This window comes from Methylocystis sp. WRRC1 (assembly GCF_020733155.1).
Classification (GTDB): Bacteria; Pseudomonadota; Alphaproteobacteria; order Rhizobiales; family Beijerinckiaceae; genus Methylocystis.
The window spans coordinates 2,242,617-2,257,223 of the sequence record NZ_JAJFZJ010000001.1 but is presented as its reverse complement, the minus strand read 5'-3'; the positions used below and the strand labels follow the sequence as shown (position 1 = coordinate 2,257,223).

The window sequence follows — 14,607 nt, the reverse complement described above, 5'->3', positions numbered from 1 at the left end:
CTATTCCGCCTTCAGCACCTCCTGGCAGGCCGGCGGCAGTTTCGCCATGGTCATGGGCGGCCAGCTCTTGGTCGACTTCTTTGGATGGAGCGCCTCGTCGGTGAACCACCAGGCAAGCGACGAATCGCAGCCGTCGCCCGCAGGCGTCGGGTCCTGATCCTTGCAGCTCGAGCCGTCCGGACAGAACAGGCGGATGTGGAAATGGTAATTGTGCCCCCACATGGGGCGCACCTTGCGCATCCATGATTCGCCGGCCGCCTCGCGGCACATCGCGCGCTTGATTGCGGCGTTGACGAATATGCGCTGCACCTTCGGCTCCATCGCCGCGGCGCGAATCACGGCGAGATGGCCCTCGCTCCACACATCCGGCCGCACATCGAGAAGGTCCTCGCGCACCACGTCGGTCGCGGACATTTCCTCACGCTCGGCGCGCGTCAGCTCGCGGTTCGGCATGGGCGTCAGCCAGATGTCGGCGTCGAGCCCGATCTGGTGCGAGGCGTGGCCGGTGAGCATGGGACCGCCGCGCGGCTGGGAAATGTCGCCAATGAGCAGGCCCGGCCATCCCGACGCGCGCGACGCCTTGGGCGCGAAATGCTGCAGGAAGGAAATGAGCGCCGGATGGCCCCAATTGCGATTGCGGGAGAGGCGCATCACCTGCCAGTTCGGACCGTTGACGGGTAACTGCTCGGCGCCGGCGAGACAGCCGCGCGAATAGAAGCCGATCGGATCGGGATCGAGCGGCGCAGCCGCGCGCGCGCGGCCGAAAAGCTCCTTGGCCGGCGTCGCGGGATCGGAAGGATTCGCGAGCGGCGGCAATGGCCTGGGATCGAGCGTGCCCTTGTCCTGAGCAGCCGCAGTCGCGGTCATCATCAGGAGCGCCGCGGTAATCGTCAATGCCCGCATAGTGGAACCATCTCCAGGACTTCGTTTCGACAGCGTTGAAGCGGCTTCTTTCCTGATCCTTGCCAGTCAACCTTAATGATCTATTTACATTGCCGAGTAATCACGATTGAGCCACAATCTTCGCAGTGACCGTTGTGTTGGAGTAAAATCATGCGTTTGAAACTTGTCATTTTGGCGCTCATGGCCTTTTTTGCGTCGATAGGCCTCGCCTATGCGACCGTCCGCATTCACGTCGATCTTTCCACCCAGACCATGCATGTCGACTCCTCGACGGGCAGCTATACATGGCCGGTGTCGACGGCGCGCGCCGGCTACTCCACGCCGCGCGGCTATTTCGCGCCGACGGGCCTGCAGCGCATGCATTATTCGCGCAAATACCACATGTCGCCGATGCCCTATTCGATCTTTTTCCGCGGCGGCTATGCGATCCACGGCTCCTATGCGACGGGCTCGCTCGGCCGCCCCGCCTCGCATGGCTGCGTGCGTCTTGCGCCCGGCAATGCGGCGACTCTTTATAACATGGTGCAGAACGAAGGCGGCAGCATCTCGATCACCGGAACGCCTCCCGGAGGCGGCGCGCGCTACGCCGCCAGATCGTCGAGCCATCGTCACTACGCGGGCCTGCGCCGCGCGCATCAGAATCGCGCGCTCGCCTACGCCCCGCTGCGCCGCCATCACCACGACAGCACGGTGCGCGGCTGGCAGGCGCATCCCTTCTCGCCGGGCTTCTTTTGAGAGCCGCGACGCAGTGAACCGGTCTGTCGCCCAAACGTAAACGTGACTGTAAGCGCGTTGTTAACCGCTCTTCGCCATAGTCCGAAGCGAGAGCGGAGCCATTGTGGGGCCGCTGGAGAGGAGGGTCCGCGCAACCGCTGCGCGGGTCCGATTTCAGGGCCGACATGGGCGACATTATCGAAACCATCATCATCGGCGCCGGCCCGGCAGGGCTGACTGCGGGTTACACGCTGGCCAAGCATGGCCGGGACGTCCTGGTGCTGGAGCAGGATCCCGTTTACGTCGGCGGCATTTCGCGCACGGCGAGCTACAAGGGGTTCCTCTTCGACATCGGCGGCCACCGCTTCTTCTCCAAGTCGAAGGAGATCGTCGATCTCTGGAACGAGATCCTGCCCGATGATTTTCTCGAGCGGCCGCGCCTGTCGCGCATCTATTACCGCGGCAAGTTCTACGCCTATCCGCTGAAGGCCTTCGAGGCGCTGAGGAATCTCGGTCTTGTCGAAAGCGCGCTGTGCATGGCCTCCTTCGCCTACGCCAAGGCCTTTCCGGTGAAGGAGCCGCGGACCTTCCATCAATGGGTTCGCAACCAGTTCGGCGAACGGCTCTTCGGAATATTCTTCAAGACCTACACCGAGAAAGTGTGGGGCATGGGCTGCGACGAGATTTCCGCCGACTGGGCGGCGCAGCGCATCAAGGGCCTGTCGCTCGGCGCCGCGATCATCGACGGGCTGCGCCGTTCGCTCGGCCTGCGCAAGGGGGAAGCCGGCGCGAAATCGCTGATCGAATCCTTCCGCTATCCGCGCCGCGGTCCGGGCATGATGTGGGAGGCCGCCGCCTTCAGCATGCAGAAAATGGGCGGGCGCCTGCTGATGGGCCGCAGCGTCGACGCGCTGCATTACGACGAAGCGTCGAAGCTCTGGACCGTGCGGGCCACGCGCGAAGACGGCGAAAAGGAAAGCTTCCGCGCCCGCCATGTGATGTCCTCGGCGCCGATGCGCGACCTCATGAACGCCATTGAACCGAAGCCCCTGAGCCTCTTCAACGCGCGCGACCTGAAATATCGCGACTTCCTCACCGTCGTGCTGATCGGCCGGCCGCAGAAGGAGTTGCCGGACAATTGGGTCTATATCCACGATCCCAGCGTGAAGGTCGGCCGCGTGCAGAATTTCCGCAGCTGGTCGCCGGAGATGATCGCCGACGGCGTCTCGACATGCCTCGGACTCGAATATTTCTGCTTCGAGGGCGACGGCCTCTGGTCGTCGTCCGATGAAGACCTCGTCGCGCTCGCGAAGGAAGAGATCGGCAGGATCGGCCTGATGAATCCGGACGATGTGAACGACGCCTGTGTGGTGCGCCAGCCCAAGGCCTATCCGGTCTATGACGACGCCTATGCGGCGAATGTCGAGACGATCCGCCGCGAGATCGCGACGCGTTTTCCGACGCTGCATCCGATCGGCCGCAACGGCATGCACAAATACAACAACCAGGACCACGCGATGATGACGGGCATGCTGACCGCGCTCAACATCATTCGCGGCGAGGAAACCTTCGACGTCTGGCGGGTGAACGAGGACGCGGAATATTCGGAGGCCGGCGTCGAGGGCGCGCATGAGGCGCTGTCGAGCGAACGCCTCACGCCGCGCAAGGTCGCCGCCGCATGAGCATCGCCGACGCCCTGCTCACGCGCGCGCCTGCGCGCCGACTCGTCGTCGACCTGGTGAAATATGGCTTCGCGAGCGCCGCGGCGCTGACGCTCGATTTCGCCACGTTGATGTTTTTATACAAGGCGCTCGGGATCAATCATCTCGTCGCGGCGGCGATCGGCTTTCTCGCCGGCCTCGCGCTCGTCTATGCGTTGAGCGTGCGCTATGTCTTCGTCGACCGGCGCCGCCTCGACGCGAGAGCGGAAATCGCGGGCTTTCTCGTCACCGGCCTTGCCGGGCTCGCGATTACGGAAGGGCTCATGCATCTTCTCGTCGATTACGCCTGCGTCTCCGTGGCGCTCGCCAAGGCTCCCACGGCGGGCTTCGTCTTCCTGTTCAATTTCACGGCGCGCCGCGCGCTGCTGTTCTCGGCGCCGGACAAGGCCGTCCGATGAGCGCATATGCGGCCCGGGGCGGCCTCGCGCATGCGAAGCCACTGAGCGAGCGCGGCGCGTTCATTGCGACGCTGGTCTTCTCGCTTTTCGTCGCGGTCGCGCTCTCCTTCCCGCGCGCGGAAATCGTCTGGCGCACGGGCGCCTTTTTCGATTCCGACGACGCGATGCGCGCGGTTCAGGTGCGCGACTTTCTCGCCGGCCAGAGATGGTTCGATCTTTTCGCGCATCGTCTCGATCCGCCATACGGATTGCCGATGCATTGGTCGCGCGTCGTCGATGTTCCGCTCGCCGGATTGAACCTCTTCTTCATGCATTTCCTTTCGCCGGAATATGCGGAGCGCGCGACGCGTCTCGTCTTTCCCTTCGCGCTTCTCGGCCTCCTGCTCGCGTTGATCGGCTGGCTCGCCTCGATCCTGTCGAACGCCGCCGCGCGCCTGACGGCCGTTTGGCTCGCGCTGCTTTCCGGCGCGATGTTCCTGCAATTTGCGCCGGGACGCATCGACCATCATGCGCCGCAGATCGTGACGCTCGCCGCGACGCTGGGGTTATTCCTGCAGGGACTGGATCCGCGCCGCGCCGCGCGCCTCGCCGTCGCCGCCGCGCTGATGGCGCTTTCGATCTCGATCAGCCTCGAGAATCTGCCCTTCTTCGTCGTGATGATCGCAGCGCTGCCGCTGCTTTTCGTCAGCGACGGCGAGGCGGCGCACGCGCAGCTTCTGTGGTTCTCCGCCGGCGCGCTCGTCGCTTTTCCCTTGCTCTACGCCGCCACCGTGCCGCCCGCCGGCTATTTCACTTCCGCCTGCGACGCTTTTTCCTTCGTGCATCTCGCCGCGACGCTCGTCGGCGTCATTGCGCTGACGGCGCTCGCGCTTTTCGCTTCCCGGCTCGCGACGCGCGCGCGCTTCATCGCTGCCGCCTTCGCCGGCGCCGTGACGCTTGCGAGCGTCAATCTTATCGCGCCGCATTGTCTCGGTGATCCGCTCGGCGGGCTCGATCCCTTGCTGCGCGATCTTTGGCTCTCGCATGTCGTGGAGGCGAAGCCGCTGCTCTCGCTTTACGCGACCGCGCCGGGCGCCGTCTTCGCGACGGCGGTCCCCGTCGGGCTCGGTCTCTTCGCCGCGCTTTTCTTCGCCTTTCGCGCGCAGGGCGTGGCGCGACGCCGCTGGCTGCTCCTCGCGGCCTGCGTCGCGGCGGGCTTCGCGGCGGGTCTGTGGCAGATGCGCATCTTCACTTCGGTGACGCCGCTCGCCATGGCGCCGCTCGCCGCCGCCATCGTCGCCGCGGCGAACCGGCTCTCGGCCGACGTCAGCCCCTCATTGCGCGCGGCGCTCATCGCGTCAGTGACCGCCTTCGTCTCCCCCATCGGCCTCGCGCTCGCGCTGCCGTCGCCGGAAGATCCGGACGCCGGCGCAGAGCGCACCTGTCTTGCGCCGGACGTTCTCGCGCCGCTGGCCGAGCTGCCGGCGTCGCGCGTCGTCGCCTCCTTCGATCTCGGCGCTCATATATTGGCGCATACGCCGCACAGCGTTTTCGCCGCGCCCTATCATCGCGACAATCACGGCAATCGCATCGCGGCCGACGCCTTCCTCGCGCCGCCCGATAAAGCGGAAACGCTGCTGCGCGCTGCGGACGCGCAACTCGTGGTGTGGTGTCCGCGCGCGAAAGCGCCGTCAGCGCTGGCGACGGCGGCGCCCGACGGGCTCGCCGCCATGCTCGCGCGCGGTGAAGCTCCTGCGTGGCTGGAGCCCGTGAAGCTTGGCCATACATCTCTCCTTGTTTTCGCCCTGAGGCCCGTGGAAAAGATGTCGGTCAACTGACGGGCGCCTGCGCGCCGCCACGCGAGGACGGGAATTTTGACAACCACATTCGACCGCCGCCGGTTTCTTCTGGGAGCCGGGGGACTGGCGCTCGCGGCGCCTGCCTTCGCACAGCCGGGCGCGCAGGAATCGAGCGACGAATTGCAAGTGCGCGTCGAGAACAATTCCGTTCCCGAGCTCTGCGCCGAGAAGGACAATATCGAGCTCGACTTCATTTCGCCGCGCGTGCGCCACATGCAGATACAGGCGGTGCATCCTTCCTACATCAACACCATCCAGTCGGACCGATGGGCGCCGGACTGGTCGAGCTGCGATCTCTCTCCCGACCCCAAGTTCTTCTCCCAGTCCAGGCGGCGCACCTTCTGGGAGACGCCAGAATTCTGGCTCACCGGCTACACATTCCCCTCGTTCTGGCGTCCCAACGACGTGCCGGTGCGCGTCGGCGACAAGGTCGAAAAAGGCCTGCACATGATTCAGGTCTGGATGTGGTATCGCGAGCGCGCCGAGGAGATCATGGCGATCTACCCGCCGGACGGCTATTGGCGCGGCCGTCCTCTTCCCTTCGAGGACATGCGCTGGACCGCCTATGGCTCGTCCTTCCTCGTCGGGCCTGTGGAGATGCAGGAGCGCCCGATCGTCGATCTCGACGAACTCGTCTTCGAGCCGGCGACGCGCACATTCGTGCTGAAGTTCCAGCGAGGCGGAGAAGCGCGCATCACGGTGAAGGGCGCGGATCAGGATCGCCTCACGCTCGACGTCTCCTTCAGCGACGCCATGCCGGGCGGGCGGCCCTTCGCGGCGCTTCGCTCGATGTATACGATGGAGACGATGAGCGACGCGGCGATCGTCGGCTGGCGCAACAAGCGCGGCAAGGGGTGGGAGGAGTCGCCGGTGATCGACTTCAAGGGCGCCAGCGCCACCGAATTCTGGGTCGGCCGCCACTTGCCGTCGCGACATAATCTCTCGGCGCCCGACATGGTGTTCAGCAGATTCCGCGGCGAGGCGGCGGCGGAGAAATGAGCGCGCGTCCCCGCTGGGGCGCGCTCGACGCGGCGCGCGGCCTCGCCGTCGTGGCCATGGTCGTCTTTCACCTGATCTGGGATCTGGGGCATTTCGGCCATATCGCCGCGAGCATCCCCTGGTCGGCGCCCGTGAAGGCCTTTGGCCACGCCATCGCCTTCTCGTTTCTGTTCATCGCCGGCGTGTCGCTGGTTCTGGCGAATGAAGGTCACATGCGCTGGCCCGCCTTCTGGCGCCGTTTCGCGATCATCGCCGGCGCTGCGGCGCTGGTGAGCGCGGGGACCTATGCGATCTTTCCCGCCGCCTTCGTGTTTTTCGGCATATTGCATTGCATCGCGGCGGCGAGCCTCGTGGCGCTGCCCTTCTTGCGCGGGCCGTGGTTGCTCGCGGCCGCGGCGGGCGCCTTCTTCTTCGCCGCGCCGCATGTGCTGGCGTCGCCGGTCTTCAATTCAAACTGGCTGCAATGGCTCGGCCTCTCGACCACCGAGCCGCTGACACAGGACTGGCGCCCGCTCTTTCCCTGGGCCGGCGCGCTGCTCCTGGGCGTCGCGGCGGCGAAGGCGCTCCCGCTTCCGGTCCCGGCCGGGGGGCGTGAGGACAGGCTCCCGCGGGCGTCAGCCGCGCTGAAACTCCTCGGCCGCCACAGCCTGCTCATCTATCTCGCGCATCAGCCAATCCTGTTCGCGGTCTTTTCGATGCTCGCCTTCTTCTCGCCGGCGCCGGACGAGACGGCTGATTTCGTCGCCGCCTGCGAAACCTCCTGCCGCGCCGACGGCGCCGGTCAGCAATATTGCCACGACGCCTGCCTCTGCACGGCGCAGGAGGCCTTGCGGACCAAGGCGCTCGCGGGCGCGGCGGATGACGCCGAGCGCGGGCGAAGGCTCAACGCCATCGCCCGACGCTGCATGGGGAATGGAAAAAAGTAGGCCCGGTTTCTATCGCCATCGCGAGCGAAGCTCGCGCGCCGAAATGGCGAAGACGCCCCCGCCCCGGCGCGAGGGGGCTCCGTGCTCACATGCCGCCGAGATGCTCCGCGACGGTAAAAATATCCTTGTCGCCGCGGCCGCACATGTTCATCACCATGATGTGATCCTGCGGCTTCTGCGGCGCGAGCTCGAAGACCTTGGCGAGCGCATGCGAAGGCTCCAGCGCCGGGATAATGCCCTCGAGCTTGGAGCAGAGCTGGAAGGCGTCGAGCGCCTCCCTGTCGGTCGCGCTGATATATTTGACGCGGCCCGACTCGTGCAGCCATGAATGTTCCGGCCCGATGCCCGGATAGTCGAGGCCCGCCGAAATCGAATGGCCTTCGAGAATCTGGCCGTCATCGTCCATCAGCAGATAGGTGCGGTTGCCGTGCAGCACGCCGGGGCGCCCGCCGGTGAGCGAGGCCGCATGGCCGTTGGGCACATTGATGCCGTGACCCGCCGCCTCGACGCCATAAATCTCGACCGAGGGATCGTCGAGGAAGGGGTGGAAGAGGCCGATGGCGTTGGAGCCGCCGCCGATGCAGGCGACGAGCGAATCGGGAAGCCGCCCCTCCATCTCCTGCATCTGCGCCTTCGTCTCATTGCCGATGATGGACTGGAAGTCGCGCACCATGGCCGGATAGGGATGCGGGCCCGCCGCCGTGCCGATGCAGTAGAAGGTGTTCGAGACGTTGGTCACCCAGTCGCGCAGCGCCTCGTTCATCGCGTCCTTCAGCGTGCGGGCGCCGCTTTGCACCGGCACCACCTCGGCGCCGAGCATCTTCATGCGGAAGACATTGGGCTTCTGCCGCTCCACGTCCACAGCGCCCATGTAGACGACGCATTGCAGGCCGAAGCGCGCGCAGGCGGTGGCGGTGGCGACGCCATGCTGGCCGGCGCCCGTCTCGGCGATGATGCGCTTCTTGCCCATGCGGCGGGCGAGCAGGATCTGGCCAAGCACATTGTTGATCTTGTGCGCGCCGGTGTGATTGAGTTCGTCGCGCTTGAAATAGACCTTGGCGCCTTTGCCGGGGTCGGCCTTTTCGCGCACATGCTCGGTGATGCGCTCGGCGAAATAGAGCGGGCTCGGACGGCCGACATAATGCTTGTGAAGACCCGCGAGCTCCTCGTGGAAGGCGGGATCGTTCTTCGCTTCCTGATAGGCCTGTTCGAGATCGAGCACGAGCGGCATGAGCGTCTCGGCGACGAAACGGCCGCCGAAAATGCCGAAACGGCCGTTTTCGTCCGGGCCGGAGCGGAAGGAGTTGGGAAGCGGCTTGGTCAAGGGGGCGTTCCTCTTTGCGAGCCTGCGCCCCCCTCCCAAACCCTCCCCAGCTCACGCGGGAGAGGGAGTCGGGCCGCAGCCTTCATCGACGCTGCTGGTTGCGAGCGTCCCCTCTCCCGCAAGGCGGGGGAGGGACAGGAAGGGGGCGAAAGCGGCTATGCGTCTCTGCGGAAACCTTTAGAACCTTCCGGCCCCAAATCAAAGCGCCCGGACGGCCTGCGTGAAGGCGTGAATCTTTTCGACGTCCTTGACGCCCCTCTCGCGCTCAACGCCCGACGACACGTCGACGGCCGGAGCATTGGTTCGCCGCAGGGCTTCGGCGACGTTTTCCGGGTCGAGCCCGCCCGAGAGCATCCAGTGTTTCCCGCTTATGTTGCGCAGCAAATCCCAGTCGAAAGTCACGCCGGCGCCGCCGGGAACCGCGGCGTCCGGGGCGGGTTTGGCGTCGAAGAGAAGAATGTCGGCTGCGCCCTCATAGGCGCGAGCGGCCTCGACGTCGGCGCCGGTTGCGACGCCAATCGCCTTGATCACGGGCAGGCCGAAGCGCTCCTTCACCGCGCGCACGCGCTGCGGCGACTCGCGCCCGTGCAATTGCAGCATGTCGGGCGCGAGCGCCTCGACGATTTCCGCGAGCGACGCGTCGTCCGCGTCGACGGTCAGCGCCACCTTGCGGATGCGCTCTTGCGCTATCAGCCCGAGTGTGCGGGCCGTTTCCAGATCGATGTTCCGGGGGCTTTTCTCGAAGAAGACGAAGCCCGCCATGTCGGCGCCGGCGGCGATCGCCGCCAGAAGCGTCTCGGGGCTGGAGAGGCCGCAGATTTTGACGAGGATCGGCAATATCAACTCCAGGCTCGCGGGGCCGTCCCGTTTATCCCCGGTTATACACGTCCTCGAAGCGGACGATGTCGTCTTCGCCGAGATAGGAGCCGGTCTGCACCTCGATCAGTTCGAGGTCGATCTTGCCGGGATTGGTGAGACGGTGCTTGCAGCCGATCGGCAGATAGATTGATTCGTTCTCGTGGACGAGATGGATTTCGTCGTCCCGGCCGACCTCCGCCGTGCCGCGCACCACGATCCAGTGCTCGGCGCGGTGGAAATGCTTCTGCAGCGACAGCCGCTCGCCCGGCTTCACGACGATGCGTTTCACCTGATAGCGCTGGCCCTCGTCGATGCCCTGATAATAGCCCCAGGGACGGAAGATGCGCTTGTGCTGTCCGGCCTCGCGGCGGTTCTCGGTCTTGAGCTGGTCGACAAGCTGCTTCACCTGATCGCCGTGCTCGTGACTGAGCACCAACACCGCGTCCTGCGTCGTCACCACGATCACGTCGCTGACGCCGACAACGGTCGTGAGCGTGTCCTCCGAGCGGACATGGACATTGTTGGCGTCCATGACGACGGCGTTGCCGCGCACGGAATTGCCTGCGGCGTCGCGCTCGGAAAGCTCCCAGACCGCGCGCCAGGTGCCGACGTCCGACCAGCCGATGTCGGCCGGGATGAGCGCGGCCTTGTCGGTCTTCTCCATCACCGCATAGTCGATGGATTTTTTCGGCGCGCGGGCGAAGGCCTCGGCGTTGAGCACGAGGAAGCCCAGATCGTTCTTCGCGCCGTCGATCGCCGCCTCCGCCGCTTCGGCGATATAGGGCTCGAAATGCGCGATCTCCGCCTGCATGACGTCGGCGCGGAAGATGAAATTGCCGCTGTTCCAGAAATAGCCGGCGTCTATGTAGCACTGCGCCGTCTCGCGGTCGGGCTTCTCGACGAAGGCGTCGAGCTTGAGCACTTCCCCGTCGGGATGGATCGGCGCGCCGGGGCGCAGATAGCCATAGCCGGTGGCCGGATGGTCCGGCTTCACGCCGAGCGTGACGATATAGCCCTCGGCGGCGGCCTCTCCGGCCTTCTTGCAGAGTTGCACCAGCCCCGCGCGGTCGCGCACGACATGGTCGGCGGCGAGCACCACCACCACCGTGTCCGGCGCGCGGCGCGCGGCGATGCCGGCGGCGACGGCGACGGCGGGACCGGAGTCGCGGCGCGACGGCTCCAGCACGATTTCCGCCTGCGCGCCGATTTCACGCAGCTGATCGGCGATGAGGAAGCGATAGTCGATGTTGGAGATGACGATGGGCTTCTCGAAGGCCGGATCGGCGAGCATCATCATCGTGGTCTGGAAGGTCGAGCGCTCGCCGACAAGCGGGATGAACTGCTTGGGCAAGGTTTCCCGCGATTCGGGCCAGACTCGCGTTCCCGAGCCGCCGCACATGATCACGGGCTGAATTTTTCTCATCAGACACCCTCTCGCGGCCTTCCGCGCGCCGGTCACGCGCACGGCGACGGCCAAAATAGGTCAATCCGCCCGCTTCTTGGCAAGATTTTGGCGAGCGCGGGGCGACCCGCCCCGTCTCAGCTCTTGCCTTTCTTCTCCAGCTCCGCCTTCAGGGCCGCGAGTTTCGCGAAAGGCGAATCCGGATCCGGCTGGCGCTCGCGACGCTCGGGGGCCGCGAAGCCGCCGCCGGGACGGCGGTTGCGATCGTCGCGCGGCGGGCGTTGCTGATCCGGGCGGGGCTTGTCGAATCGCGGCCTGCCGGCGGGCCGGGCGCCCGCCTCCTTGCCGCCTTCGGGACGCGGCCGGTCGCGGCGCGGCTGGCGCTTCTCGCCCTCGGCGCCCTCGCTTGTCCGCGGGCCGCGCTGCGGCGCGCCCTGATGGCGACGCGGGCCGGCGTGGGCGTGCCTCTGCGGCGCCCAGACCTCGATCATGGCCGGCGACTCGGCGGCGGTTTCTTCGGCGGCGACAGGCTCCCCGGCCGCTTCCGCGGCGGACGCCTCTTCGACGGCCGGTTCGGGCGCAGGGGCTTCGGCCGCGGGGGCCGTTTCGGCTTCGGGCGTTTCCGGCGGCGTTTCCGCGGCGGCTTCCTCGCCCGCCGCGGACTCCTCCGCCGGTTTGGCGGCCAGCGGCTCGGTCGAGGCGGCCGGCACCAGCGGGACGGTGATGGCCGGACCCGGGCGCTGCGACGCGGCGTAGCCGAGCGATTTCAGGATGGAGGAAAAAGCGTCGCCCGAACATCCGGTGAGCGAGGTCATCGCCACCGTGACCACGAAACCGTCGCCATCCGCCGCGCCGGCCGGGGGCTCGCCGGCGCTGACGCCGGGGCGATAGGCGATCGCCGGACGGATGAGATCGGCGAGGCGCTCCAGAATGTCCACGCGCACGACCCTGTCACCGCAGACGCGGAAGCCCGCGGCGCGATAGAAGCCCTTGGGGATCGAATGGTCGGCGGGGAAGGAGGTGCGGCCGGAGGCGGCGAGATGCGGGACTTCCTCGAGCCCCTTCACATTGTCGAGTCCGCCGTGATGAAGCGCCCAGAGAAGCGAGGCAAGCGTGCGCGGCGCGGGCTTCAGCAGCAGCGGCAGATAGATGTGATAGGCGCCGAAGCGGACGCCCAGTTTGCGCAGCGCGCCGCGGTCCTCCTGCGAGAAGCCCTTGACCTCCTTGGCGACGCGGGCGCGATCGAGAACGCCGAGCTCTTCGGCGAGCTGGAAGGCGACGCCGCGCGTCACGCCCTCGAGCCCCTCGCCCTTCTCCAGCTGCTCCAGCGGCCCGAGCAGTTTCTTCACATGCTGGGCGAGCCAGAGATTGAGGCGCTGCTGAACCTTCTCCAGCGCCGCGCCCGAAAGCTGCTCGTCGGCGAGGATTCGGGTGGTGGGCGCCAGGATTCCGGCGCCGGCGGCGATTTTCGCGACCGGCTCGCCGAGCCAGCGGATGGTTCCGTCATTGGCCAGCGCGAAGGCGTCGTCCACGGCGTCGAAGACCCGAGTGGCGCGCGCCTCGAACTCTCCCGCCAGAGCCTTCTGCGCCGCGGCGTTCAGGGCCTTGGCGGCTTCGCCCGCCGCGCCCGGGTCGGGCGTGAAGCGAAAACCCTGGAGGCTTCCGACATGCTGGCCCTCGACCAGAACGTCGCCGGCGGCGTTAATTTCGGCTTCTAGCATCGCATTCTCTCTCAGGCGGCGCATCAGCACGCTGGTGCGGCGATCGACGAAACGCTGGGTCAGTCGGTGATGCAGCGCGTCGGACAGGCTGTCCTCTACCCGACGCGCGACGCTCTGCCAATGCTCACTGTCATCGAGCCAACCGGAACGGTTGGCGATGAAGCTCCAGGTGCGAACCTGCGCAAGCCGGTTGGAGAGCGTGTCGATGTCGCCGTCGACGCGGTCCACGGCCGCGATCTGCTTCGCCATCCAGTCGGCGGGAATCCTGCCGCGCCGGGCCGTGAAGCCAAAAATGGTCAGCGCCAGCTCGTAATGCGCTGCGGGAGAAGTCTTGCGGTAATCGGGGATCTGGCAGGCTTCCCACAGCCGGGCGACGTCAGCGGGCGTCTTGGCGTTGCGCCGCGCCGTTTCGTCGCGACTCGCCGCCTCGAGGGCCAGCTGGTCCACGGCGATGGGGGCGCGGGTGAAGCGGGGATGTCCCGGCGCCTGATCGAGCGAGTTGGCGAGGGATTCGATCGAGGAGAAGTCGAGTTCGCTGTTGCGCCACTGAAGAAGCGCCACCGGATCGAAGCGATGATCCTCGAGAGCCTCGATCAGCTCCTCGTCGAAAGGCGGGCAGCGGCCGGTCGCGCCGAACTGGCCGTCGCTCATATGGCGGCCCGCGCGTCCGGCGATCTGGCCGAATTCGGCCGGCGTCAGACGGCGATAACGCCAGCCGTCGAACTTCCGGTCCGACGCGAAGGCCACATAATCCACATCGAGATTGAGCCCCATGCCGATGGCGTCGGTGGCGATGATGTAATCGACGTCGCCGGACTGGAACAGCTCGACCTGAGCGTTGCGCGTGCGGGGCGAGAGCGCGCCGAGCACCACCGCCGCGCCGCCCCTCTGGCGCTTGATCCATTCAGCGATGGCGTAAACCTCCTCCGCAGAAAAGGCGACGATCGCCGTGCGCGGCGGCAGCCGCGAAATCTTCCGGTCGCCCGCGAAAGTGAGCCGCGACAGGCGCGGGCGCGAAAAGATCGGCGCGCCGGGAAAAAGCTCGCCGATCAGCGGCGCCATGGTGTCCGCGCCGATGAGCAGCGTCTCCTGCCGTCCGCGCCAGCGCAGCAGCCGATCGGTGAAGACATGGCCGCGGTCGAGGTCGGCGGCGAGCTGGATCTCGTCGATGGCCAGAAAATCCACCTCTATGTCGCGCGGCATCGCCTCGACGGTGGAAATCCAGTAGGCCGGGGCGCGCGGCTTGATCTTCTCCTCGCCGGTGATGAGCGCGACGGCGTCGCTCCCGACCTTCGCCACGACGCGATTGTAAACTTCGCGCGCGAGCAGCCGCAGCGGCAGACCGATGAGGCCCGTGGGAAAGGAGAGCATTCGCTCGATGGCGTGATGCGTCTTGCCGGTGTTGGTGGGGCCGAGCACCGCCGTCACGCCCGAGGCGCGGGCGGAACGGCTTCCCGGCGGGAGCGGCGCCATGATTCTTATCGTCACTTCACTCTACCGCCCGGACTTCAAAAGCTGCGCCGTCTCATATCGGAACTTCGCCCGGCGCGCGACTTTACCCTTTGAACAGCCGGCGAACGAATCGCGCCCGAATCGCTGACTTGGCGCGAGTCACGCTCTGTTCCGACATCATATGGTGTTTCGCGACGCGAGACACACGATCCATTGCGTTTTGCGGGCTCGATTCGGACATTTGTTCAGCACGAGCGCGCGGACTCCGCCGGCCGCTTCTGTCAATGAGGAAGAATCGCCTCGCCCGAGCGACGCCGTTAACGGTCGGGATCAAGCGCGAACGCAGGGGGC

At 66.5% G+C, this 14,607-nt stretch carries 11 protein-coding genes; 6 read left to right on the top strand and 5 right to left on the bottom strand.

All coding sequences use genetic code 11. The annotated features are described in order from the left end of the window. The gene (gene mepA, locus LG047_RS10895; RefSeq protein ID WP_227966661.1) at positions 1-903 is read right to left on the bottom strand and encodes a penicillin-insensitive murein endopeptidase; all 903 of its coding nucleotides are present in this window, start codon (positions 901-903) and stop codon (positions 1-3) included. A gap of 150 nt (positions 904-1,053) precedes the next feature. Between mepA and LG047_RS10890 the strand changes: the two genes are divergently transcribed. From LG047_RS10890 to LG047_RS10865, 6 genes are all read left to right on the top strand, one after another. Continuing rightward, positions 1,054-1,638: a L,D-transpeptidase gene (locus LG047_RS10890; protein WP_227966659.1), complete on the top strand. Its 585-nt coding sequence runs from the start codon at positions 1,054-1,056 to the stop codon at positions 1,636-1,638. 164 nt (positions 1,639-1,802) lie between these two features. Next, the gene (locus LG047_RS10885; RefSeq protein WP_227966657.1) at positions 1,803-3,299 is read left to right on the top strand and encodes an NAD(P)/FAD-dependent oxidoreductase; all 1,497 of its coding nucleotides are present in this window, start codon (positions 1,803-1,805) and stop codon (positions 3,297-3,299) included. Beyond that, positions 3,296-3,736, top strand: coding sequence for a GtrA family protein (locus LG047_RS10880; protein ID WP_051134277.1), 441 nt, complete (start codon positions 3,296-3,298; stop codon positions 3,734-3,736). Before LG047_RS10885 ends, LG047_RS10880 begins: the two co-directional genes overlap by 4 nt. After that, the gene (locus tag LG047_RS10875; protein WP_227966655.1) at positions 3,733-5,553 is read left to right on the top strand and encodes a hypothetical protein; all 1,821 of its coding nucleotides are present in this window, start codon (positions 3,733-3,735) and stop codon (positions 5,551-5,553) included. Before LG047_RS10880 ends, LG047_RS10875 begins: the two co-directional genes overlap by 4 nt. 36 nt (positions 5,554-5,589) lie before the next feature. Then, positions 5,590-6,573, top strand: coding sequence for a hypothetical protein (locus LG047_RS10870; RefSeq protein ID WP_227966653.1), 984 nt, complete (start codon positions 5,590-5,592; stop codon positions 6,571-6,573). Further along, positions 6,570-7,499, top strand: coding sequence for a heparan-alpha-glucosaminide N-acetyltransferase (locus LG047_RS10865; protein ID WP_227966651.1), 930 nt, complete (start codon positions 6,570-6,572; stop codon positions 7,497-7,499). Before LG047_RS10870 ends, LG047_RS10865 begins: the two co-directional genes overlap by 4 nt. Positions 7,500-7,584: 85 nt before the next feature. Here the strand turns inward: LG047_RS10865 and trpB are convergent, their stop codons facing one another. From trpB to LG047_RS10845, 4 genes are all read right to left on the bottom strand, one after another. Then, a complete protein-coding gene (gene trpB / locus LG047_RS10860; protein WP_036284681.1) occupies positions 7,585-8,823 on the bottom strand; it encodes a tryptophan synthase subunit beta in 1,239 nt (412 codons plus the stop codon). 198 nt (positions 8,824-9,021) lie between these two features. Beyond that, a complete protein-coding gene (locus LG047_RS10855; RefSeq protein ID WP_227966649.1) occupies positions 9,022-9,660 on the bottom strand; it encodes a phosphoribosylanthranilate isomerase in 639 nt (212 codons plus the stop codon). Positions 9,661-9,691: 31 nt separating this feature from the next. After that, entirely contained in the window at positions 9,692-11,104 is a 1,413-nt protein-coding gene (locus LG047_RS10850) for a mannose-1-phosphate guanylyltransferase/mannose-6-phosphate isomerase (RefSeq protein WP_036288517.1), read from the bottom strand. 116 nt (positions 11,105-11,220) lie between these two features. Then, entirely contained in the window at positions 11,221-14,277 is a 3,057-nt protein-coding gene (locus LG047_RS10845) for a helicase-related protein (RefSeq protein WP_227966647.1), read from the bottom strand. Between the last annotated feature and the right edge of the window lie 330 nt (positions 14,278-14,607).